This is a genomic window from Vibrio hibernica (genome assembly GCF_015223435.1).
GTDB classification, from domain to species: Bacteria; Pseudomonadota; Gammaproteobacteria; order Enterobacterales; family Vibrionaceae; genus Vibrio; species Vibrio hibernica.
This window is the reverse complement of sequence record NZ_VHKO01000005.1, coordinates 112,499-135,867: the sequence shown is the minus strand read 5'-3', so window position 1 is coordinate 135,867 and position 23,369 is coordinate 112,499. Positions and strand designations below refer to the sequence as shown.

Below are 23,369 nucleotides of genomic sequence, written 5' to 3'. Positions count from 1 at the left end.
TATAGGAATTTAATTTTAAAGCAACAATAAACAGGCTTAGGCAAAAGTAAGAACACATCTATTTACATTATAAAAGATGCTAAATCATAGTTCTGCCATATAGAAATAAAACTATTGTAACCATACCACCCACAGTCGTTTCATTCAATTTATTCACTGTTTTAGCCAGTCCAAAACGTCATGCTTAGGTAATGGAGAACATAATGATCTATAATTATTAATATACTCACAACTGTGAATACAGGTGGCTTAAAACATTATTTCTATATAATATAATTAAAAAGATGTCATCATTCGTCGCAGTGATTATTCTTGCAAAATTGATGATAAAATAGTTCATCGTTAACGCATGACTAACACAACACCATCTATTGGTTAACAAGCTTCGCTTGCTCTTGGTAATTTAATGAAAAAAAAACTCACCACCGAACAACTAGACTTCGTCGATGATAAGTCATCAGCATTAATGCTCAGCACCACTTATACGACCAAAATCATGCTCTGGACAATCGTGGCTTTTTTTATTATCGCGATCATTTGGGCATCTCTGACGAAGCTTGATAAAGTAACTACAGGAACAGCTAAAGTTATTCCATCCACTCAGATGCAAGTGATACAAAACCTTGAAGGTGGCATTGTTAAACAAGTGCTCGTTCGTGAAGGCCAACCTGTTAAAAAAGGCCAACGTCTACTTTTAATTGATGACACACAAGCGCGCTCTGACTTTCAAGGCAAAGCTTCTGACATTGCCAATATGCAAGCCGACCAATTTCGTCTAAAAGCACAAATTTCTGCCGTAAAAATTGATAAGAAAAAAGCGAAGCAAACCAGCAACTGGGAAGATAGCGTTATTGTAGATGAGTCAATTCTTCCTATGTTTGATAAAGATTTTGTAAAAAAACACCCAATCTTAGTTACTCGTCAATTAAATGAATATCAAGGTAACGTGTCTAATCTTGAGAACCAATTGTCAGTTGCAAGACAACAAGTCACACAAAAACAACGTGAACTAGATGAAAACCGCTCACGTTATAGAAGCCTCCAAAGTAGTTATAATGTGGCAAGTCACGAATTTAATATAACAGAGCCATTAGCAAAAGATGGCGTGGTTCCCGAAATTGAATTGTTAAAATTACGTCGTCAATTGATTGATACTCGTCGTGATGTGACTTCAACCAAAATGCAAATCCCGGTTGCTGAATCTGCAGTGTATGAAGCGATATTAAAATACTTAGACATTGCTCTAAAGTATCGTAGTGATAACCAGAACGAATTAAATAAGACCAGTGCACAATTATCTGGCCAAAGTGAATCTCAAATTGGATTACAAGATAAAGTAAACCGCACCGTCGTCACCTCCCCTGTTACCGGTACCATTCAAAAAATTTATATCAACACTATCGGTGGTGTTATCCAGCCAGGTATGGATTTAATCGAAATTGTACCGACAGAAGATACATTACTCATTGAAGCGAAAATTGCTCCTCAAGATATCGGTTTCTTACACCCTGGATTACCAGTGTTAATTAAATTTACCGCCTACAATTTCTCTACCTACGGTGGCCTTGACGGTACGGTAGAAACAATCAGTGCAGACACGATTCAAGATGACGAAGGCAACAGCTTCTACCAGGTTAAAATTCGAACGGATGAAAGTGCTTTAACCAATAAAGACGGCGCATCCCTACCAATTATTCCTGGTATGACTGCCTCGGCCGATATTATTACCGGCAAACGCACCGTAATGGGTTACCTATTAAAACCGATTCTAAAGGCTACTGATTCTGCACTAAGAGAACAATAAGCATCATCAAGTCGTCATAACGATTTCTGCAAGCTGGTTTGTAGCCAATAAAATCAGTTTATCTCTCTTGGTCTATTACCATAATTATTTAATGAGAAATGATATGACATTGTACAAACAGCTATTAACTTGGAGTATGGGGATTTTCATCACTATATCCGTAGTTCTATTTGCTCTTGAATTCCACCACATGCGTAGCGACCTAGTCGAACAACAAACGGTTCGCTTCGATGACACATTAAATGCAGCCACTTTTGCTCTTTCACCTTATCTACAAGGCGAAGACTTAGAAGAAGCTCAAGCTATTATCAAGAAAATATTTGATAATCATAACTATCAATCAGCAACTCTAGTATCCATTACATCGAGTGAAGCCGTTAATCTCGACTTCAAAGAACCAAAAGATTCTGTACCTAGTTGGTTTATGACATTATCGAATATTAAACCTGTCCAGAAAACGGTACAAATCAGCTCTAACTGGCAACCATTAGCCAACCTAAAAGTGACCAGTCGTCCTACTTTTTTTTATGAAACGTTGTGGAATAACACTAAATCTATTCTTTTTGCTCTAACATTTTGTGGTGTGATTCTGGTTGCAGGATTATCGATAGTGTTCCGTCGAATTTTAGTACCGCTACAAATTATCCAAGTTAGCGCTCAAAATCTTGCTAACAATAAATTTGATGAAGTATTAGAAACCTCTAAATACCAAGAATTAAATGATGTCGTTTCGGCATTTAATCAAATAACCAAGCAACTTCACGCACACTTTGAACAACAATCAGAAGAAGCAAACAAACTACGTGTTCGTGCATACCAAGATCCAGTATCTGGATTGGCTAATCGCAAATACATGATGACTCAACTAAAATCTTGGATTGAAGGCGGTTCAACAGGTGGTATCGCCCTTCTCAGGGTCGATCAACTTGATGAAGTGTATGAAAAAGAAGGTTATATCCAAGGTGATGAACTGACTCGTAACTTTGCTGCATCATTAATGGAAATTTCTTCAGATGAGTTCAATATTGCTCGTTTAAACAATTCTGAGTTTATGCTACTAGCTCCAAACACATCAGACGAAGATATGCTTGAGCTGGGTCGCGCTATGCTTAACCGTGTCGCAGCATTACAAAACGATCCGCTTGATATTGCCCCACTTCAAGCAGCGGTTGCTTTAATTATGAAGCAAACTGACGAAAGTATTTCAGATCTCCTTGCTCGCGCTGATAACGGCTTAGTACAAGCTCGTGCTAATCGCGAAGAACCAATGATCTTGGTTCCTGCGGATAGTGATGAGAGCCAGCCAAGCTTTGGTAAGCAACAATGGAAAGCCATCGTAGATGAAGCGATTGCCAATAAAGAGTTTATTTTCAGCTACCAGAAAGCTATCGACAGCAATAACCAAATGATCCACCAAGAAGTGTTTGCTGCTATACAAAAAGACGATACTCGCTACTCAGCAGGTAACTTTTTGAATGCCCTTGAAAGCCTAGATAAAGGCCAAGACTTTGATATGCACATCATCGACGCAGTATTTGAACAAGTCGATATGTACGATCCGAAATATCCAATTGCGGTTAACTTAACTCAAAGCAGTGTTAATGATACTGGCTTTATGCGCTGGTTAAGCCAAAAAATGGAAACCAATCCTGAATATGCCAACCGTGTATTGTTTGAAATTCCTGAAATTTGCTTTATTAAACAGCCTGATAATACCAAACTATTGTGTAAAATTATTACTTCACACAAATACAGTTTTGGTATTGATAACTTTGGTCATAACTTTGGCTCAATTGGCTATCTCAATGCCTATCGCCCTGCTTATGTCAAATTGGATTTTGCCTACACAACTCAAATAGATGATAACGAAAAAGCAGACGTTGTTTTCTCCATTTCACGTACTGCCGCCAACTTATCAATCACCACTATTGCTTCTCGCGTAGAAACAATAAAACAGAAAAACAAACTGATCGAACTCGAACTTGGTGGTTTCCAAGGTTTTGTTACTGAGCAAATTAATGATGTTACTGAAGGTCAGGGATAATGAATACCATAAAAGATCCACTATTAAATTCGCTCGATTATATCAGTCGTTATTACGGCCAAGCTAATTCACCTGACGCGCTTATTGCAGGCTTACCACTCAAAGATGGTTTACTAACTGTACACTTATTCCCTCGCGCTGCAGCAACCGCGGGCTTAAATGCTAAGCTCGAAGAATTACCACTTAATGATTTACCACCACTACTTTTGCCGGTCGTTGCATTGCTTAAAAATGGTGACGCATGCGTTATCTTGTCTGTCGATTACGAGAAAAACGAAGCCGAAGTAATCTTGTCGCAAAATGATGACAGCACTCAAGAATGGATTCATTTAGAAGAACTTAATAAACAATACACCGGCCAGCTGTTTTTGGTTAAAAAGAGCTTCCGTTACGATGAACGCTCACCTGAAATTCTGAAAAACAACGATGGCCACTGGTTCTGGAGCACTCTGTGGCAGTCACGTAAAATTTACCGTGACGTATTAATCGCCTCGATCTTAATTAATATCTTTGCCATAAGCGCCCCATTATTTTCACGCTTGGTATATGACAAAATTGTTCCTAACCTAGCCTATGACTCACTTTGGGTACTAGCTGTTGGTGTTTTCATCATCTTCATTTTTGATTTTATTTTAAAAATGATGCGTAGCTACTTCTTAGATGTGGCGGGAAAGAAATCGGATATTTTGATTTCTTCAAAAATCTTTAGTCATGTAATGGGAATGCGCCTAGAATCTAAGCCACCTTCCGTTGGTGCTTTTGCAAGACACATGCAAGAATTTGAATCAATCAGAGATTTCTTTACCTCTTCTAGTATTACAACTCTAATTGATTTGCCATTTGCTCTGTTATTTATCCTCGTGATTGCTTTCATTGCTGGTCCATTAGCTATTGTTCCTTTAATTGGTGTGATCATTCTGATCAGTTACAGTTTTATCGTACAAAAGCCATTACGACGTACCATTGAAGAAGGTTCTCGTTTAGCTTCACAAAAAAACTCAAACCTTATTGAGAGCTTATCAGGTCTTGAAACACTAAAAATGTTTGGTGCAGAAAGTCAGTATCAATATCGTTGGGAAGAAGCCGTTGCCCACATGGCAAACTGGAGCTTAAAGTCTCGTCGTCTCACTGATTCACTGCAAAATGCAGCGGGTTTTGTTCAACAATTTTTGAACGTAGCAATGATCGTTGTCGGTGTTTACTTAATCGGAAATGGTGACCTAACCATGGGTGGTTTGATTGCAGCAACCATGCTAAGTGGACGTGCAGTTAGCCCGATGATCCAAGTAGCAATGTTATCGACTCGCTATAACCAAGCGAAATCTGCAATGAGCATTATCGACAACTTAATGAAAATGCCAACTGAGCAAGAACCGGGTAAGCGTTATATCCACCGCCCTATTATCAAAGGTAAGATCCAATTTGATAATGTGAACTTCACCTACCCGAATGCAACCTCGCCTTCACTAAGAAATATTAACCTGACAATTAATCCTGGTGAGCGCATTGGTATTATTGGTCGTATTGGTTCAGGTAAAACGACGTTAGAACGTATCTTGATGGGATTATACCAACCGACTTCAGGTACAGTTTTAATTGATGATACGGATATTAAGCAGTTACATCAGATCGATATACGCCGTAATTTAGGTTGTGTACCGCAAGATATTACCCTGTTCTACGGTAGCATCCGTGACAACATTGCACTTGGCCGCCCTCTTGCCAGTGATAAAGATATCATTCTTGCCGCTGAACGCGCTGGGGTAACAAGCTTTACGCAAAAAGACAGTGCTGGTTTAGAAAAACAAATTGGTGAAGGTGGTGCCGCGTTATCTGGTGGTCAAAGGCAAACGATTGCGATTGCACGTGCACTATTAGGTAAACCGCCAGTTATGATCATGGATGAACCAACCAGTAGTATGGATAACCGTACTGAAATGTTCATCAAGCGCCAATTACGTAACGTTAGTAAAGATGAAACTCTCATCTTAATTACGCATAAAACCGGCATGCTAGACTTAGTCGATCGTTTAATAGTAATGGAACAAGGCCAAATCATTGCCGATGGCCCTAGAGATAAAGTATTACAAACGCTTCGCTTTGGAAAGTCCCAGAAATCAGCACCGACTGTTGCTAAAAAAGCACCAACACCAGAGGCTAAAACAAGTGATGCACCATCTTCTGCTTCCGAGCCGAAACCAAGCGCAGCTAAGGCAAAGGCAACAAGTAATACTGATTCTAAACCAACATCAACTACGGCAGCCAAACAAGCAACGGCAACGAATCAGAAGAAATCCACCATTCAAACAAGACCGATTTAACAAGTATACAACTAATTTATTCGCATGATTTTGTCTAGACTGATAAGATTCTAACGAAATCATGCGTTTAGATTTATATATTTAACACCATTGATCAATTAAAAGGTATATGATTTTTTATAAATACCCTGTAATATTGTGTAAATCTAAATTTTTGTCCGTTTTCGGCTTTATGTACCCCTTTCCTTAACGCTTAACTATTTAGCATTAAGAGGATGATGATGATAAAAACTCCAAAGATAAATAAATTAGCCATTTTCCTTGGTTGCCAATTAATCGCACTGCCAACATACGCGCAATCTCTTGAACAAGCGATTGCCACTGCATTAGCAACGAACCCAAATATTCAATCAACCTACAATGAATTTATCAGCCAAAAAGAAACCAGCCGAGCCTCAATAGGTAAATACTTACCATCGGTCGATCTTGAAGCGGCTGTAGGCTATGAAGATTATGACAACAGTGCCGGCTCTCAAGGCGAATACAACCCTCGCTACGCTCAAATCAGCATTCGTCAGCTAATCTGGGATGGCTCAAGCACTTATAACGACATAAAAAGAACAAAAGCAGAAGCTGAGTCTCAACGCTATCAATTACTCTCTGATGCCCAAGATATGGCATTATCCACTGTTGAGGCTTATGTTGATGTCATTCAAGCGCAAGAAGTGGTTACCCTATCTCAAGCTAATCATGATGTTCACATGCGCATCTACCGTGATATCAAAAAACGTACAGATTCAGGTTTAAGCTCAACGGCAGATGTCATTCAGGTTGAGGGACGTGTTGCACAAGCCAATACTAACTTAATTTCAGCCCAAAGTAACCTTAACGACAAAATTACGGCATTTGTAAGAGTAGTTGGTTCTTATCCTCAAGATTTAAGAAAACCTAGAGTTGATGATACTTATGTCGCTAAGTCGCTAAATGATGCACTTGAGAAAGCCAAAGCTAATAACCTAACTATGTATTTAGCTTACTATGATGTGCAAGCCGCTCAGTATCAATACGAACAAACCAAAGGCACAATGTTACCGACATTTACTGTCGAAGGCTCACAGAAATATGGAGATGAACTAGACGCATCTAATGGTGATACCGATGAGCTTAAAGTAATGCTTAAAATGAACTACAACCTATACAACGGTGGTAGTGATGCAGCAGACAGTCGTTCAGCTGCCAGCCAAATAAGTAAAGCAAAAAACATTCGAGATAACGCCTACCGCCTATTAGAAGAAAGTACCCGTTTATCATGGAGCGCCAAAGAACTGGCTGAATCACAAGAAAAATTCCTTCAACAACACGTAGATTCTGCAGCAAAAACCATCATCGCTTATGAGAAACAATACAAAATCGGTAAACGAACCTTATTAGACCTATTAAACACCGAAAATGAATTATTTGAATCTCGTAAAGCTTATTTAACCGCACACTATTCTGGTATTATTGCTAATTATCGCCTATTGAATTCAACAGGCCTACTTCTGAATGAATTACGTGTTGCCATCCCTGATGAATGGGTTCGTTCGTCTAAATAAGGAAATACTATGAAAGCATTAACTCTTTCTTTATTAGTTTTACTATTGGGTGCATGTTCAAACCTAGAATCTGCTCCACCGCCAATCGCCTTTCATTCAAAAGATCTGAGCGATTCGGATAATGACGGTGTGATTAACGCACGTGATTTATGTGCTAATACTCGTAAAAACGCTATGATTGATAACAATGGATGCCCTACTGTTGTACATTCAAAAGAAGAAGATAAACTACATATTTTATTTGCTAACGATTCAACCGTGATTCCTGCAGCTTATGATAAACACATTAAGAATATAAGTAACTTCTTAGACAAATATCCAAAAACTCATATTGTACTTAATGGTTATGCTAGCCCAATAGGCCCGGCAGAACACAATAAGTACCTCTCTATACATCGTGCAGCGAATGTCTATAAAGCCTTGGTTGCAGCAGGCATCAGCCCTAAACGCATACAAGCCGTAGGTTATGGTGACAGTGATCCAATTCAAGCAACATCAAGAGAAGAAACTATGACATTAAGTCGTCGTGTTACTGCTACAGTAGTAGGGATGGATAGCAGCGTAGTAGAAAGCTGGACTATCTATGATCAACGTAAAGACTAAGAGACCTTTTCTCTCTTTTTCGCTTACCGCCTGTCTTTTCTTCATTTTATTAATCATTTCAGTGAGAGCTTCGGCTCTCACTGCTATTGAACAACAAATTATCACCTTCAGTCATGAACACTTTGGACAACGTGCTGGCTTACGAATAAAATCATGGTTAGAGCTCACTCATAACTTACAGAGTCACTCCCTCTCTCTACAATTATCCGAAGTGAATAACTTTTTTAATCAATTAGTGTTTATTGATGATATAAAATTATGGGGTGAAGATGATTATTGGGCAACACCGGTGCAGTTTCTTAATGTTGGCGGTGGAGACGGAGACTGTGAAGATTTTAGTATTGCCAAATATTATACCCTGCGAGAATTAGGGGTAGATGACGAAAAATTGCGCTTAATCTATGTAAAATCACTGACATTAAATCAATTTCATATGGTCGTAGCTTATTATGAGACGCCAAGTTCAATGCCCTTAATTCTAGATAATATTGATGGCGAAATAAAACCAGCCAGTCAAAGAAGCGATCTCGTTCCTGTCTATAGTTTTAACGCCACTAACTTATGGATCACAAAAGGAGGCGCTGCCGGAAGCCAATCATTACCGGCCGGTAATGCCTCCAATTTAAGTATGTGGAAAAAATTACGTAGGCGAAGTCAGCATGACACTCATCACCCTATTATAAACTTGGATCAATGATGCTATGAGTCTATATAATAAATTCCAAATTTGGTTATCGATAATCTTCTTAATATTGACAACATCAGTTTTTGGCCTACTACTCCACTCTAGCCATACTTACCTGAAAATTCAGCAAAAGGTTGAGATGACAAACATGATCAGCGCATTGAATATTGCGCTAACACCGTTCATTCATCAAAAAGATAAAGTGGGTCTAGAATCTGTCATAAATGCCTCTTTTGATAGTGGCTTCTACGGCTCTATCACTCTCAAAATAAATAATAGCAATCCCCAAATTCAACGTAAGGCTCTTAATCAAAAATCTGACTCCCCAGAATGGTTTCAAAAAATCGCGTCTTTTGAAAAGCTAACAGAATCTCGCGTATTGATGGATGGTTGGATGCAAGCAGCAACCTTAACCGTCACCAATAATACGGCAACAAGTTATGACCAACTGTGGGCGCTGACTCTACGCTTGCTCACCGCATTTATTATTAATTCATTACTTGCTGCAATCTCGATGAACATCATACTTCGAGTCATGTTCAAGCCATTAAAGAACATACAAAAGCATGCGAATGAAATTAGTTTAAATAAGTTTGGCGACCCTATTCCTCAAGTCAATACTCGTGAACTCTCTGATGTAATACAAGCGATTAATTACATGAGTAAACACATTGAGTCTCATTACTTACAGTCTGCAGATGAAGTAAAGCGCTTACGTATGCGTGCTTACCAAGATCCTGTTTCTGAGTTAAGTAATCGTGAATATTTCATCACTCAGCTTGAACCATGGTTAACTTCTAACACTCATGAACATTGTGGTCTGTGGTTAATGAAAGTCGATATAATTGAAGATGCGTATGAAAACAAAGAATTTGATAAAGCCGATAGCATAGTTAAAGAACTTGCTCAGAAATTAAGTTCGTTGGTTGACGGAAGAAATACCTTTTCTCGTTTTAGTCGCTCTGAGTTTATTTTGCTGGCCCCTCATTGCCATTATGAGTATTTAGACCAACTATCAGAGACAGCACTCAATCTCGTTAATGAATGGCAATCGCACGAGTTAATTGAAGATAGCTCAACATATATTGGGATGATGATCTTACATAATCAAACCGACATGAGAACGGTTTTCACTCAACTTGATAGCGCCCTAACTCAAGCTCGTCAACAAAGCGGCCTAAAAACATTTTTATTTAATGAGAATGCAATTTTGCCAGAATTTACTAAGGGTAAAATTGAATGGCAGAACTTTGTTAAACAAAGTATTGAAAATAAACAAGTCAAAATTCGACTTCAACCGGCGATTAATAAAGAGCAACAAATTCTACACTACGAGGCCTTTGCTTATATTGAAGTGGATAATATTATCTACACAGCCAATCATTTTATTACTACGCTAGAAGATACTGATGTAGCCTATCAGTTCGATAATCATGTACTAACGCTTGTCAATAATCAATTGGCTTCTAACCCAAACAAGTCACCGATTGCGGTTAACATAAGTAAAGATAGCCTTCATAATAGCCAATTTGTTATCTTCTTAACTCAAATGCTAAAAGCTAACCCTCAGCTCATTGAGGTGCTAATATTTGAGCTCCATGAGGTTTGCTTCACTAAACACCTTGAAGAAACTAAAGTCATTACTCAATTACTGCTCCAGCATTCGTTTAAATTTGGTATTGATAACTTTGGTCATAGTTTCAGCTCTATCGATTACCTACATCAAGTTCAACCGACCTATGTCAAATTGGATTTTGCATACACTAACCAGTTGGATGATCCAGCTAAATATGATGTTCTAGCTTCCATGACTCGTATCGCCAGTAACTTAGGGATTGGTATGATTGCAACCCATGTAGAGAATTTAAAGCAAATTGAACAATTAGTTGAGCTTGATATTCAGTGCTTCCAAGGGTTCATCACCGATAAGCTAGAATTAAACGGTTCATAATAAATAACAGAAAAAACAAGAAAAACCCTTGATAGAAAATGAACTGACCCCTTAAAGTTGGACATTTCTGTTATGCGGCTTCTAAGGCCTGATTTCGGTATTCTACCGGAGTCAGGCCTTTTAATTTAACCTTAATCCGATCATTATTGTAATAATCAATATATTCATCAATACAATCCATAAGTTGCTTTGCATTGTCAAAATGGTAACTGTGGTACATTTCTGTTTTTAAAAAGGCGAAAAAGTTTTCCGCTACAGCATTATCAAGACAGTTTCCCTTTCTCGACATACTTTGCTTAATCCCTTTTTCCTTCAGTTGATTACGATATCCATGATTGTAGATACCATCTCTCCAAAGCACTCGCAACCCTAATTTTATGCTAACTCAGATTTGTATTTTGTTTGGTTTTTTTTACACCAAAGCAAATTTGAATTAGCTTTCTCATTGCAGCTCCTAACGCTTGCATCTTAGTTTTCCCAGCAGCTAGAAGTCGATTTTTTTGTGCTTTAATATCTGGGTTATGTGTTCCAGCACTAACTGCTGCTAAAAATATTTTGGATCGAATTCTGGATGGACCAATTTTACTCAGTGTCGTTCTCCCTTTAAACGAACCTGATTCATTTAGCTTAGGTATTAGGCCAACATATGCTGCAGCTTGCTTAGCTGTTGAAAAGTTTTTAGCTGAAAACAAATAGACTAACTCTCGGGACATTACCTTACCTATACCGATGACACTCATGAGTAAATCATGGTTCTTTTTCATGGTAGGACAAGCAGAGATAATAGTATCGATTTCGTTTTCAATCTCTTGTATTTCGTCTTCTATGATCCTAATAATACGAGTAATTGAGAGTAATACTCTATTATGAGCATCGCTGATTTCACTTGCTTCAAGTCGGTTGTTTTCTCTTAAACGATCTTTTTCTAAAGCGGATAATCTGCGAGTTAAAGCCTTGATATTCCTGGTATTAGCATCATCAGGTTTCCATAAATGAATCTGCTCATTTTGAGCGGCCCCATATCTTGCGAGCATATAAGCATCTGACTTATCAGTTTTATGGATTAACCCTAGTGCTTGCGAAAATTTCTTAGCTTTGCCAGGATTTGAAATAAAGATTTGGAAGCCCATAGTGTATAAATACAGGGCTATTGCTTCATGATAAACCCCTGTGGATTCCATCGTAATGACAATATCATTAGGCTGACATTTAGATAGCTTCAAGATCCAATCATTGATGGCTAAATAGTCAATCTTTCTGTTTTTGAAGCATTTAAATTTGCTGCCGCTCTTGGCTTGATTTAACAATAAACAGAGATCGAGCGTTTCTTTGCTTACATCAATTCCAACATTTAATCTCATATCAATGACTCCACTTGTACATACAGCATCATTAGTAAATCACTAAGTGCTCGGATACCATCCAGTATTAGAGAAAGTAAAATCAGGGGATAATCTACAGCTCAATGTTAAACATTACGTGGTACAACATCCTCACTGATTTTAGAGCTTGGAGATAGCTAATCATCCAAAGCTTCAAGACCACTACAACTGAAGCCCAGTATCGGATTTGCTTAGAATCAATAGAGAACTCTTTGGCAAGAGTTCCAGAAGATTCGCCGTCAAGACATCGTTGTCCGATGCAGAGTTTTAATTCTCTGGTGTATTTAGACATAAATAACCCCCAATGTTGGTTGTCCAACTATTGGGGGTCAGTTCAAAAATATCAGGGGGTTTTCTTGTACTAGGTTATAATAATTAGAGCTTTAGGTATTAAGCTCGATTAATCATCAGCCTTTAGCACGACATCATCAATAAACACCTCTGTTTGGAGGGCTATCTCACCATTCATGTCGATATTTTCAGTGCTGTTAAGGTGAGTTAGTGCATAAACCTCCAACGTTGTGTTACTGCCTGAATTAAAGGCTAATTCCACTTTACGGAAACCATTCGTATCATCGCCACCAGAACCAACAATATCATCATTGGTAAATACCTTTGTTCTTAAGGTGTTGCCAGCTAGAGAACCAACACCCATATCTTTCACACCCAACTCAAGTAAGTTTGGTGACTCATCGCCTTTTTCATCACGGTAATAAACCGTCAAAAGGTAATCGGTATCTGGTTCAATATTTGGAATAATTTGGCTTACACCAGGCCCTGCTTGTAACATTGAGCTTTCATTGATTGAAGGGTAAAACAAACGAAGAGAACCAGGATCACCAGAAGCGGTAATATTCGTTGCTTCAACCGCGCCTAAACCTAACTCTGGTGTAGCATGCACCAACCAAGCACCACTGCTGTTGCCATTTAAAGCAAAACGAGTAAATGCACCATCAGCAACTTTGCCCATAGCGGGTACTGGCGTAGTATTTACAGGCGCCTTATCCGAGTTAGAAGTACATCCAGTAAGCGTCCCTGCAATAGCTAAAGCTAAGTAAATTTTTTTCATATTATATTCCCTTTCACACGCGATGAAATTCTTAACAAACCAGTCATTTAAGCCAAATTATAGTTAACTAAAATACATTAGTCATAATCCTTACCATTTTAACGAAATTTATAGGAAATATCTCCTATTACTAGGGAGTTATTTCCATTTAATTAGATTATAAACTAGTAAGTTTTTATTCGTTCTATTTACGGCTTTGTTGCGTAATTCAAATTTAGAGGTAACAACACCTAAATGGTGGTATTTCAATCAATTCGGTAAGTTTTAAGTATACCTAGCCCTGTTAGCTTATTTAAAGCTTTAATTATTGCGTAAGCTTCTCCGGTAATCCCCCCTAAAAATAACCACTGGCAAAAGTAGAATTTTCTCGTAATCTAAACGTAGGAGATTCAATATGAAAAAATCACGGTACACGGACAGTCAGATCCTTTCCATCCTAAAACAAGCTGAAGCCGGCACGCCTGTGCCTGAGCTTTGTCGTGAGCATGGAATGAGTAACGCTTCTTTTTATAAATGGCGTGCAGAATATGGAGGTATGGATGCCTCGTTGATGGCTCGATTAAAAGAACTTGAAGATGAAAATCGTCGACTCAAAAAAAATGTATGCTGAAGAACGGCTAAAAGCCGAAGTTATTCAAGATGCTATGTCAAAAAAGTGGTGAAGCCCTGTGAGCGTCGTGAGATGGCTCAGAGTTCGGTGGCGAAACATTTAGTCAGTATTAAAAAAAGCATGCGAATGGTTTCACGTAAGTGAAACCTGTTATCGATATCAGCCTAAGTTGAGTGCTGAAAATGATTTAATTGCCGATTGATTAATCTCACTGACTTTAGCTCAAAGTGATTGGGGCTTTGGTTTGTGTTTTGATTATTTACGCAATGTGAAAGGCTATCGTTGGATATCATAAACGCGTCTACCGTATTTACTGTGAGTTAGCTTTAAATCTTCGCATTAAGCCACGTCGAAGGCCAAAACGTAATAAACCTGAACTATTAAAGGAACCGCTCCGTTCTGATCAAGTTTAGTCTATAGATTTTATGCACGAGCAGCTATCTGATGGTCGAAATTATCGCTTATTTAATGTAATTGATGACTATCGTCGGGAAGGTTTAGCGATTGAAGCAGGATTTTCTTTGCCTGCTTCACGAGTTATGCGCACTCTGGATCAGCTTCTAGAATGGCAGTCAAAACCCATCGCAATTCGATGTGATAATGGGCCTGAATTCATTAGTCATGAATTTACTAATTGGGCAAAACAACATGGAATTCGGGTTGATTACATTCAACCTAGGAATCCACAACAAAATGCTTATATTGAAAGGCATAACCGAACCATTCGATACAGTTGGGTGAGCAAGCACATTTTCGATTCATTGGAAGATGTCCAAGACTATGCAACCAATTGGCTTTGGTTTTATAATCATGAACGGCCTCATAAAGCCAATGGTGGTAGACCACCATTGATGGCAGCTTAACTTCTACTTTTAACTGCAGTTAGAAATGGGAGGATTACCCTCCAACTTGAGCATTATAATTTCTTAAGCTTAGTGTTCCACCCAGTAGCTTTTTGACGCGATGCATCGCCGTTTCTGAAATTGACCTTTATGGTACCCAAACCGTGTTTTCCACTGCTTATTTGAACCATAAAACTGCTGAAAACCAACGGATAGATTGCGTGGATGTCCCTTTTCCCAAAAGCTTGCCCTCCGTCTTGCTGGAATAAGTAGGATTGCTTTTTTGATCTGGGTGGCTTCATAGCATTGTCGAGTATCATAAGCGCCATCGCCTGATATCTCTAAGATTGTTCGACGTGTTTGCTTTAGCAAATTTGGTAGAACTTCTCCCTCACTGATATTGGATAACGTTAATTCTGCCATAATAATTTCATGGATAACAACATCAACGCCAAGGTGTAATTTACGCCAGATCCGACGTTTCCCATTTGTTCCATGTTTCCTTACTTCGTATTCACCTTCGCCATAAACCTTGAGGCCAGTAGAATCAATGGCTAAGTGCTGAATCGTGCCACGAATTTTTGTTTTAAATGAGACTTCAACTCCTTTAGCTCGACGACTAATACAGGAATAATGAGGACAAATGAGTGAGACTTGAGCAAGTTGAAATACAGAGTCTATAAATCCCTGCAATGCCCTTAAGGGCATTGAAAATAGTCGTTTCACCATAAGTGCTGTTGTTATCGCTAAATCTCTAAAAATACGGGGCCTTCCACGCTTTCCTTGCTTAGCTTCTTCCCATTCTTGGATCGCTTCTTCACCAATCCAGAAAGTGAGTGAGCCACGTTTAATAAGTGATTGATTATATTGCTTCCAGTTTTTGGTCTTATAGCGAGATTTTGCCATGGATATCGACAGTTTAATAGGATGTATGTGATCTGATTGTCACTTACACATTTAGTTCCATCGAATTACGCAACAAAGCCCTGCGAGGCAAGAAGCAGTTGGTTAGTTCTGATTGAAATATCAATTCCAAATGGATGTGATTAATCATACAAAAATGCCACAGACTTAAAATCTGTGGCATTTGTTATTTATCACTATTTGTTTAAAAGCCTACCCTTTCACACCACCAGCGGTTAATCCGCCTACTAAAAACTTCTGCGCCATTAAGAACACAATGGTGATCGGTAATGCCGAAAGTACCGCCGCCGCGGCAAAGTCACCCCATAGGTAGTTTTGTGGGTATAAGTACTGCTGCATGCCTACCGCTAAAGTGTATGAATTCACATCTCGTAGCAGTAATGAAGCAACTGGCACCTCAGTGACCGCAGCAATGAATGACAAGATAAATACCACCGCTAGAATTGGAACGGATAACGGCAATAATACTAAACGGAAAGCTTGCCATGGAGTTGCACCATCTAGAGCGGCGGCTTCTTCTAACGAATTATCAATTGATTCAAAATAACCTTTAATCGTCCAAACATGTAGTGCTATGCCTCCCATGTAAGCGAACACCACACCACCGTGCGTATTCAAACCTAAGAATGGAACGTAAGTACCTAAACGATCAAACAAGGCGTATAAAGCGACTAGCGCCAGTACCGCTGGGAACATTTGGAAAATCAGCATTGAACGAAGAATTAAGGTTTTGCCTTTAAACTTCATGCGAGCAAAAGCATAAGCGCAGGTGGTTGATAACGTCACAATTCCAATCGCGGTTAAACCTGCCACTTTTACTGAGTTCCATAGCCATAACAAAACGGGAAATGGCGGTTTGGTCACGCTGCCATCGGCATGTACCACATCAAATCCAAGTGCCAGCTTCCAATGCTCTAATGATGGGTTGCTAGGAATAAGTTCCCCAGCCGCGTAATTGCCTTCACGTAAAGAAATAGCAATCACCATCAACAGAGGAAACATCATCACCGCAAGAAAAACCCACATTCCTACATGGGTTGCCCACAAACGGTATTTTAATGATTTTGGTTGAACCATAGCCATAGTCAGTACTCCTTATTCTGTTTCTAGCTTGGTGAATTTCATGTTCAGCAGTGACAAACCGCCAACCAATAAGAAGATCAAAGTTGCAATCGCGCCCGCTAGGCCAAAGTCTTGACCACCAGCGCCTTCAAAGGCAATACGGTAGGTGTAACTTACCAATAAATCAGTATGACCGGCTGGAACCGTGGTGCCAATCATGTCGGGCGCACCATTGGTTAATAATTGGATTAATACAAAGTTGTTAAAGTTAAATGCAAAGCTGGCAATTAATAACGGCACCATTGGCTTAACCAATAATGGCAACGTAATTTTAAAGAAGTTATCGATGGGTCCTGCGCCATCCATTGCTGATGCTTCATACAGATCATCTGGGATCGCTTTTAACATCCCCATCGCCAAGATCATCATGTACGGATAACCGAGCCAAGTATTGACGATAATGATCATAGTTTTAGCGAGTGTCGGGTCAGTAAACCATGCTGGGCTTAAGCCAAATAAGCCTTGTAGTAATTGATTGATCTCACCAAAGCTTTGGTTAAATAGTCCTTTAAAGATCAAAATTGAAATGAACGCCGGCACAGCATAAGGAAGGATTAATAACACACGATATAAACCACGTCCTTTTAATGCTTCCCAAGAAACGATTTGTGCCAAAATCACGCCAAAGGCAAGCGTTAACGCCACAGTGATGGCTGAGAACAATACCGTCCACACAAAGATTTTAAAGAATGGACCTTGAATACCCGGATCGTTAAAGATACGAGTAAAGTTATCAAAACCAATATTCACAATAAAACCTGGCGTCATCGGTTGGCCGATAAATGCGCCATTCGTATCAACGGTTTGGTAGTAACCAATCTTGTAATTCGGTTTTAATACTTCACCGGTTTTATTGTTCACTAAGCTCTCGCCATCTGCATCAAGCGTATACAGTGATTTCACTTGTGCAAACTTGCGTAAACCCGACATTTTAAGATCGGTGCCATCTGGCGTTTCAACCACAAATTCACTTAATACATTACGGTTTTGGATCACTGACTTTAGCGGGACTTTATTACCGGATAAAGTGTTAGAAGGCTGTAATTTTATAGATTCGGATTGTTGTGGTAATGAACCTTTGTTCAAGGAAATCGGCGCTGAAATCAGCCAAGTGTCACCTTGCTTATTAGGTGTTCTAAGCTTTAAAGCAATGGAGTAAAGGTCGTCGTGTTGACGTAATTCAAACGAATAACTGTCACCACTTTGAAACGTTTGATCCATTAATACGCTTTGAGCTCGTTCAAAACTTAACTGATTGGCGCCGCTATAGTTGGTAAACGCCAAACCGATGGTATAAATCAATGGGAAAATAATAAATAAGATCATCCCCGCTACACCAGGATAAATATAGCGATGAGCGTAAGTCCGTTTACGAGCAAAAACATAAACACCCATAGACGCTAAAATCAAAGTGAGCAACGCAAAAGCAAATTCACCGCGCGAGTACATTAAAACGATCGCATAACCATTGAGTAGAGTAACCGCAGACAACACCGCCATTTTAACCCAATGAGACTTAAGCCATGATTGAGAAGCAGACTCTGGAATATGAAGGGGATGAGATGACACAAGATTCGAAGACATAATAGATTCCATTACCATATCGCATGATCTAAACAGAAGTTTTGAAAACACGTCAGCTTTTGAAACGGCATAAGAGATTGAAACAAAGCCCAAACTCTAATCAAAGGCATCGATAAACGTTTCGTCTACCGTTACATAAGAAGCAAATAAATAAGTGAGTGAGAAAGAAGAAAGAGGCAGCTCTCTTCCCTCTCACAACACTGGATTTAATTTACCCATGAAGCGATAAACCAAGACCAGTGAGAACACGAGATATTATTTCGTCATGCGTTCAGCAACTGTATTTAGTGCTTCTTTCACCGATTGACGACCATTAACCACATTACCAATGGCCGCTTTTTCCGCGTACCAGAATGCCGACATTTCAGAGATATTTGGCATAATTTCACCATTTTGCGCATTACTCATGGTGGCAGCAATACGTGGATCTTTCGCTAACTCAGTTTGATACGATTTTAACGCTACCGCGCCTAATGGCGTATCGTCATTGATAGCTTTTAAACCGTCTTTGGTTAGCATGTAATTTTCAATAAACTCAACCGCTAAATCTTTGTTTGGTGATGCTGAGCTAATGCCCGCCGTTAACACACCAACAAATGGTTTTGATGGTTTGCCATTAAACATTGGCAATGTGGTCACACCGTAATTAATACCCGCTTTATCAATGTTAGCCCAAGACCAAGGACCATTAATGGTCATCGCGACTTCACCTTTGTTGAAACCAGATTCTGCAATAGTGTAATCCACATCAGGTGAAATCACTTTTTGATCGACTAAGCCTTTCACAAAACTCATCGCATTCACTGCACCCGCGTTATTCACACCCACATCTTTAGGGTTGTAAGCACCATTTTCAAATTTAAACGCGTATCCACCGTCAGCCGCAAGAATTGGCCAAGTAAAGAAAGGTTCTGACAGGTTCCACATGATGGCGTGCTTACCCTCTTTTTGTAGCTTCTTATCAAGAGCAGCAATATCTTCCCAGTTTTTAGGTGGGGTTTTGATTAAGTCTTTATTGTAAATAAGCGATAAGGATTCAACTGCAACAGGATAGCCGATGTATTTACCATCGTAAGAAACTGCATCCCACGTGAAATCAGAGAATTTCGACTTGAATTCAGCCGAAGGTTTCACTTCTGCTAATAGTCCTGCTTTCGCATATCCACCAAAGCGATCGTGCGCCCAAAGAACAATATCAGGGCCATCACCGGTTGAAGCCAATTGTGGGAATTTCTCTTCTAATTTATCAGGATGAGAAACCGTCACTTGAATGCCAGTGTCCGCTTCAAATTTTTTACCCACTTCAGCAAGACCGTTATAGCCTTTATCACCATTAATCCATATGGTCAGTTGACCTTCTTCAATGGCGGCATGAGCACTCACACCACTTAACGCTAAGCTACATAAAATGGCAGTTTTGAGGATTTTTTTCATTTCCATGATCCTTTCTATTGTTCTTATTTGGCGGTTACAACCTGTAGGGTCGGTAACACGATAACGAGTCCTGAGCAGCAAGAGCTATACCCATTAGTAGCAAGATCTATATTCATTCACATTGGCTAGACATCTTGGCACGGTTAAATCTTGCAATAATTAGAAATGATGGACATCCTCCTAATCTCTACGCCCCCACGCAGCAAGATAAAAACTGTGATTTAGATTCACAATAATTTGCTAATATACCTTACAACAAAGCATAAACGTGATCGAACGCATGCCAATTATTGAGTATTTACTCCAAAGATGATCTGGATTAAAAAGTGTGATCTATGCACTCCTCCCCCTCTGTCCACCAAAAATTAATCATGCAAGGAGGAGGCAGCTTTGATGCACTCAAGTAATATAGATTCCATAGCAAATTATTTACATTAAAGGCAACCTCTCATATCAACTTGTTGCCAAACCAATAAAAAGAAAAGGAACGGACCAATGACGAGTGTAACGCTGCGAAAAGTATGTAAAGCGTACGGTGACAACCTCATTTCTCAAGATATCAATTTAGATATTCAAGATGGTGAATTTGTCGTGTTTGTTGGTCCGTCTGGTTGCGGTAAATCGACATTACTACGCTGCATTGCTGGTTTAGAAGACATTACCTCTGGCGAGCTTTTCATTGGCGACAAAAAAATGAACGATGTACCTCCATCAGAGCGTGGCGTCGGCATGGTGTTTCAATCTTATGCGCTGTATCCGCACTTAAATTTATTCGACAATATGTCTTTTGGTTTAAAACTGGCTAAAGAAGATAAAGCCAAAATCAAATCTCGCGTTGATCACGCCGCGGATATTTTACAACTCGGTCATTTATTAGAGCGTCGCCCAAAAGCACTATCGGGTGGTCAGCGTCAACGAGTCGCAATTGGTCGTACGTTGGTGGCGCAACCTAAAGTATTCTTGCTCGATGAACCACTTTCTAATCTCGATGCTGCGCTACGTGTCCAAATGCGAATTGAACTTGCCAAGCTACACAAGAAACTCGGTTGCACCATGATATATGTGACTCATGACCAAGTAGAAGCAATGACCATGGCCGATAAAATCGTGGTATTAGATGGCGGCAGTGTTTCACAAGTAGGTAAGCCATTAGAGCTTTACCACTATCCAGAAAACCGTTTTGTGGCAGGATTTATTGGCTCGCCAAAAATGAACTTTATTAATGTACAAATCAAAGAAGTCGAAGCTGAGCGTGTGAAAGTAGAACTCGCAAGCCAAGCCGCTTTTTGGATACAGGTGGATGGTAGTACGGTCAAGCAAGGTGATCGCATGTCATTAGGCGTACGCCCAGAACATTTACTGCCAGCAAATGAAGGCGATGTCAGTATTAAAGGCAAGGTGCAAGTAGTAGAAAAACTAGGTAACGAAACCCAAGTCTACTTAAACCTTGATCACGTTGATGCTGATGTCATCTACCGTCAAAACGATACGTTAGATGTAGAGTCTGGAGATGCCTTTGAAATTGGTATTCCGGCTTACCGTTGCCATTTATTTCACAGCGATGGCAGAGCATGCCGCCGCTTATATCAAGAACCTGGCGTATAAACTCAACACGATTAAATTATTTTTCATAGTAATGCCCTTGCCCCATCCCTAACTGGTTTGGGGCTTTTTTTGGGGTTGTTAATAACCATTTGTTAATTCTCCTACTTGCTCGTCAAAACTGCCTTATATTTAAAATAATCAAATGCGACGCCAACTAAATTCTCATCAAATTTCAAAATAAAACCCCGATCACAAATCCGTATAATTCGTGATAGCTCTCCCATATTTAACACCAATCGTTAGGAAAAAACAGCGTACTTCACATTCGGTTCAACGCTTCTCTGCCCCAAGTGTGACCACCACACTCCTCCTTTAATTCTACTCCCCCTACGCCTCTCTTTTAGGAGGATGTTGAGTTAACGCATTTCTCGCAAGATAACTCCATCACTGAATGACTAAACCAAAGAAAGTTGTACGCATTCAGCGAACATCAACCCATTAAGTATTCATGTTAGTCATTGCATGAATCGGGTAACGGGAAACAATATAAAGGATTGTAATTATGAAAACGCTAAAGGTTTGTTTAACAGCTGCTGCGGTATCCTCTGCTCTTCTTGCTTCTTCTGCTATGGCAATTGAAGCTGACTTTCATGGTTATATGCGAGCGGGTGCTGGCATAAGTGCTCATGGTGGCGCGAATGAATCGTATGAAAAAAATAAAGTCGGTCGCCTGGGTAACGAGAACGACGTTTATGGTGAAATTCAATTAGACACCAAACCAATCAAAGCCGGTGAAACGGCAGAATTTATTGTTAGCTCAATGATTGCTTATGGCTCTGATGGCTCGAACGGTTGGGAATCGGCTCGCGATGATGACAACGGCGCAGATGTGGCTTTAGCGCAATTTAACGTGCAAGCAAAAGGCCTATTCGATGCGGATCCAGATGCCACTCTTTGGGCTGGTAAGCGTTACTACCAACGTCAAGACATTCATATCACTGACTTCTACTATTGGAATACTTCTGGTGGCGCGGGCGGCGGTATTGAAAATGTCACAGCAGGGCCAGGTAAAATCTCATTTGCTTTTATGCGTGATGATGCTTTAGGAACGGATGTCGGTGTCGACCTTGATAACGATGGTGTTAATGACAACCAAAACGTCAATGTTAACAACTTGGATTTACGTTATGCCGACCTTGGTTTGTGGCAAGATGCGACTTTAGAACTTGGTGTTAACTACTACATGGTTAATGAAACCGATGAGCAAGATGATTTAGATATTGATACTAAAGACAGCGTAATGGCAACCGCGGTCATTACTCAAGGCAACTTCTTTGGTGGTTTCAACAAAACAGTTTTCCAATTTGCCACTAACGGCGCAGCATCAGGTATGGCTGGGCTAGGTTCAGGTAGCTGGATCCCTGCGGTTTCGGATGGTGATACTGGTTTCCGCGTCATTAACTTTGGTGTGGTAGATTTAAGCGAGAACTGGGATTTCGGTCACCAAGTCATGTACGCTCAAAGCTCTTATAAGGGCGATAAAAAAGACCATACTTTTGCCAATATTGTTGTGCGTCCAATCTATAACTGGTCTGAAATCATGAAAACCGAACTTGAAGCGGGTTACTACACCGAAGACAATCAGTGGGGAACCGATGGCGCCGATAATGAAGGGGCTAAATTTACGGTCGCTCAAGCATGGTCTGCGGGATCTGGCTTCTGGGCTCGCCCTGAAATTCGCGTCTACGCCTCTTATGTTGATGACTTTAAAAATGATGACCGCTTTGGAAAAGGCAATTCATCTGAAATGTCTGTCGGTATCCAAGCGGAAGCATGGTGGTAATGCCATCGTAGTCGCTTAAATTCTAACGCTAGCTTTTGCTGGCGTTAGTTGTTTTCTCTCAATTTGTTTTT

General features: G+C 39.7%; 14 protein-coding genes and 3 pseudogenes. 10 read left to right on the top strand and 7 right to left on the bottom strand.

Features of this window, described 5'->3' with window-relative positions:
* Positions 1 to 406 precede the first annotated feature (406 nt).
* The 7 genes from FH976_RS04140 (at position 407) to FH976_RS04110 (ending at position 10,943) form a co-directional block, all read left to right on the top strand.
* Positions 407 to 1,804 (top strand): HlyD family type I secretion periplasmic adaptor subunit, encoded by a 1,398-nt coding sequence (locus FH976_RS04140; protein ID WP_194089650.1) that lies wholly within the window; start codon positions 407 to 409, stop codon positions 1,802 to 1,804.
* Between the two features lie 103 nt (positions 1,805 to 1,907).
* A complete protein-coding gene (locus FH976_RS04135; RefSeq protein ID WP_194089649.1) occupies positions 1,908 to 3,848 on the top strand; it encodes a bifunctional diguanylate cyclase/phosphodiesterase in 1,941 nt (646 codons plus the stop codon).
* 8 nt (positions 3,849 to 3,856) lie between these two features.
* A complete protein-coding gene (locus FH976_RS04130) occupies positions 3,857 to 6,169 on the top strand; it encodes a type I secretion system permease/ATPase (RefSeq protein ID WP_194089661.1) in 2,313 nt (770 codons plus the stop codon).
* Between the two features lie 221 nt (positions 6,170 to 6,390).
* The gene (locus tag FH976_RS04125; protein ID WP_194089648.1) at positions 6,391 to 7,704 is read left to right on the top strand and encodes a TolC family outer membrane protein; all 1,314 of its coding nucleotides are present in this window, start codon (positions 6,391 to 6,393) and stop codon (positions 7,702 to 7,704) included.
* A 9-nt stretch (positions 7,705 to 7,713) separates the two neighbouring features.
* Positions 7,714 to 8,307 (top strand): OmpA family protein, encoded by a 594-nt coding sequence (locus tag FH976_RS04120; protein ID WP_194089647.1) that lies wholly within the window; start codon positions 7,714 to 7,716, stop codon positions 8,305 to 8,307.
* Positions 8,288 to 9,004 carry a transglutaminase-like cysteine peptidase gene (locus tag FH976_RS04115; protein WP_194089646.1) on the top strand — a complete coding sequence of 239 codons (717 nt, stop codon included), beginning with the start codon at positions 8,288 to 8,290 and terminating at the stop codon, positions 9,002 to 9,004. The genes FH976_RS04120 and FH976_RS04115 overlap by 20 nt, the downstream gene beginning before the upstream one ends.
* A gap of 4 nt (positions 9,005 to 9,008) precedes the next feature.
* A complete protein-coding gene (locus tag FH976_RS04110) occupies positions 9,009 to 10,943 on the top strand; it encodes a bifunctional diguanylate cyclase/phosphodiesterase (RefSeq protein ID WP_194089645.1) in 1,935 nt (644 codons plus the stop codon).
* 70 nt (positions 10,944 to 11,013) lie between these two features.
* Here FH976_RS04110 and FH976_RS04105 read toward each other — a convergent pair.
* The 3 genes and pseudogenes from FH976_RS04105 to FH976_RS04095 form a co-directional block, all read right to left on the bottom strand.
* Positions 11,014 to 11,271: pseudogene (locus FH976_RS04105) on the bottom strand (transposase); the annotation flags it as partial.
* Positions 11,272 to 11,323: 52 nt separating this feature from the next.
* On the bottom strand, positions 11,324 to 12,304 hold the full coding sequence (locus tag FH976_RS04100; RefSeq protein WP_194089643.1) for an IS110 family transposase: 981 nt from the start codon (positions 12,302 to 12,304) through the stop codon (positions 11,324 to 11,326).
* A gap of 421 nt (positions 12,305 to 12,725) precedes the next feature.
* Positions 12,726 to 13,394 (bottom strand): hypothetical protein, encoded by a 669-nt coding sequence (locus FH976_RS04095; protein ID WP_194089642.1) that lies wholly within the window; start codon positions 13,392 to 13,394, stop codon positions 12,726 to 12,728.
* A gap of 394 nt (positions 13,395 to 13,788) precedes the next feature.
* Between FH976_RS04095 and FH976_RS04090 the strand changes: the two are divergent.
* Positions 13,789 to 14,867, top strand: a pseudogene (locus FH976_RS04090) (IS3 family transposase).
* A 40-nt stretch (positions 14,868 to 14,907) separates the two neighbouring features.
* Here FH976_RS04090 and FH976_RS04085 read toward each other — a convergent pair.
* The 4 genes and pseudogenes from FH976_RS04085 to malE all read right to left on the bottom strand — a co-directional run.
* A pseudogene (locus FH976_RS04085) lies at positions 14,908 to 15,752 on the bottom strand (IS5 family transposase); the annotation flags it as partial.
* 210 nt (positions 15,753 to 15,962) lie between these two features.
* On the bottom strand, positions 15,963 to 16,853 hold the full coding sequence (malG, locus tag FH976_RS04080; RefSeq protein ID WP_194089640.1) for a maltose ABC transporter permease MalG: 891 nt from the start codon (positions 16,851 to 16,853) through the stop codon (positions 15,963 to 15,965).
* A gap of 12 nt (positions 16,854 to 16,865) precedes the next feature.
* Positions 16,866 to 18,392: a maltose ABC transporter permease MalF gene (gene malF, locus FH976_RS04075; RefSeq protein ID WP_407701626.1), complete on the bottom strand. Its 1,527-nt coding sequence runs from the start codon at positions 18,390 to 18,392 to the stop codon at positions 16,866 to 16,868.
* Between the two features lie 339 nt (positions 18,393 to 18,731).
* The gene (gene malE / locus FH976_RS04070; RefSeq protein WP_194089638.1) at positions 18,732 to 19,910 is read right to left on the bottom strand and encodes a maltose/maltodextrin ABC transporter substrate-binding protein MalE; all 1,179 of its coding nucleotides are present in this window, start codon (positions 19,908 to 19,910) and stop codon (positions 18,732 to 18,734) included.
* A 495-nt stretch (positions 19,911 to 20,405) separates the two neighbouring features.
* Between malE and malK the strand changes: the two genes are divergently transcribed.
* Together malK and lamB are read left to right on the top strand one after the other, a co-directional pair.
* Complete coding sequence (gene malK / locus FH976_RS04065; RefSeq protein WP_194089637.1) at positions 20,406 to 21,515, top strand: maltose/maltodextrin ABC transporter ATP-binding protein MalK; 1,110 nt, start codon at positions 20,406 to 20,408, stop codon at positions 21,513 to 21,515.
* A gap of 502 nt (positions 21,516 to 22,017) precedes the next feature.
* The gene (gene lamB / locus FH976_RS04060; protein WP_194089636.1) at positions 22,018 to 23,298 is read left to right on the top strand and encodes a maltoporin LamB; all 1,281 of its coding nucleotides are present in this window, start codon (positions 22,018 to 22,020) and stop codon (positions 23,296 to 23,298) included.
* Positions 23,299 to 23,369: the final 71 nt, after the last annotated feature.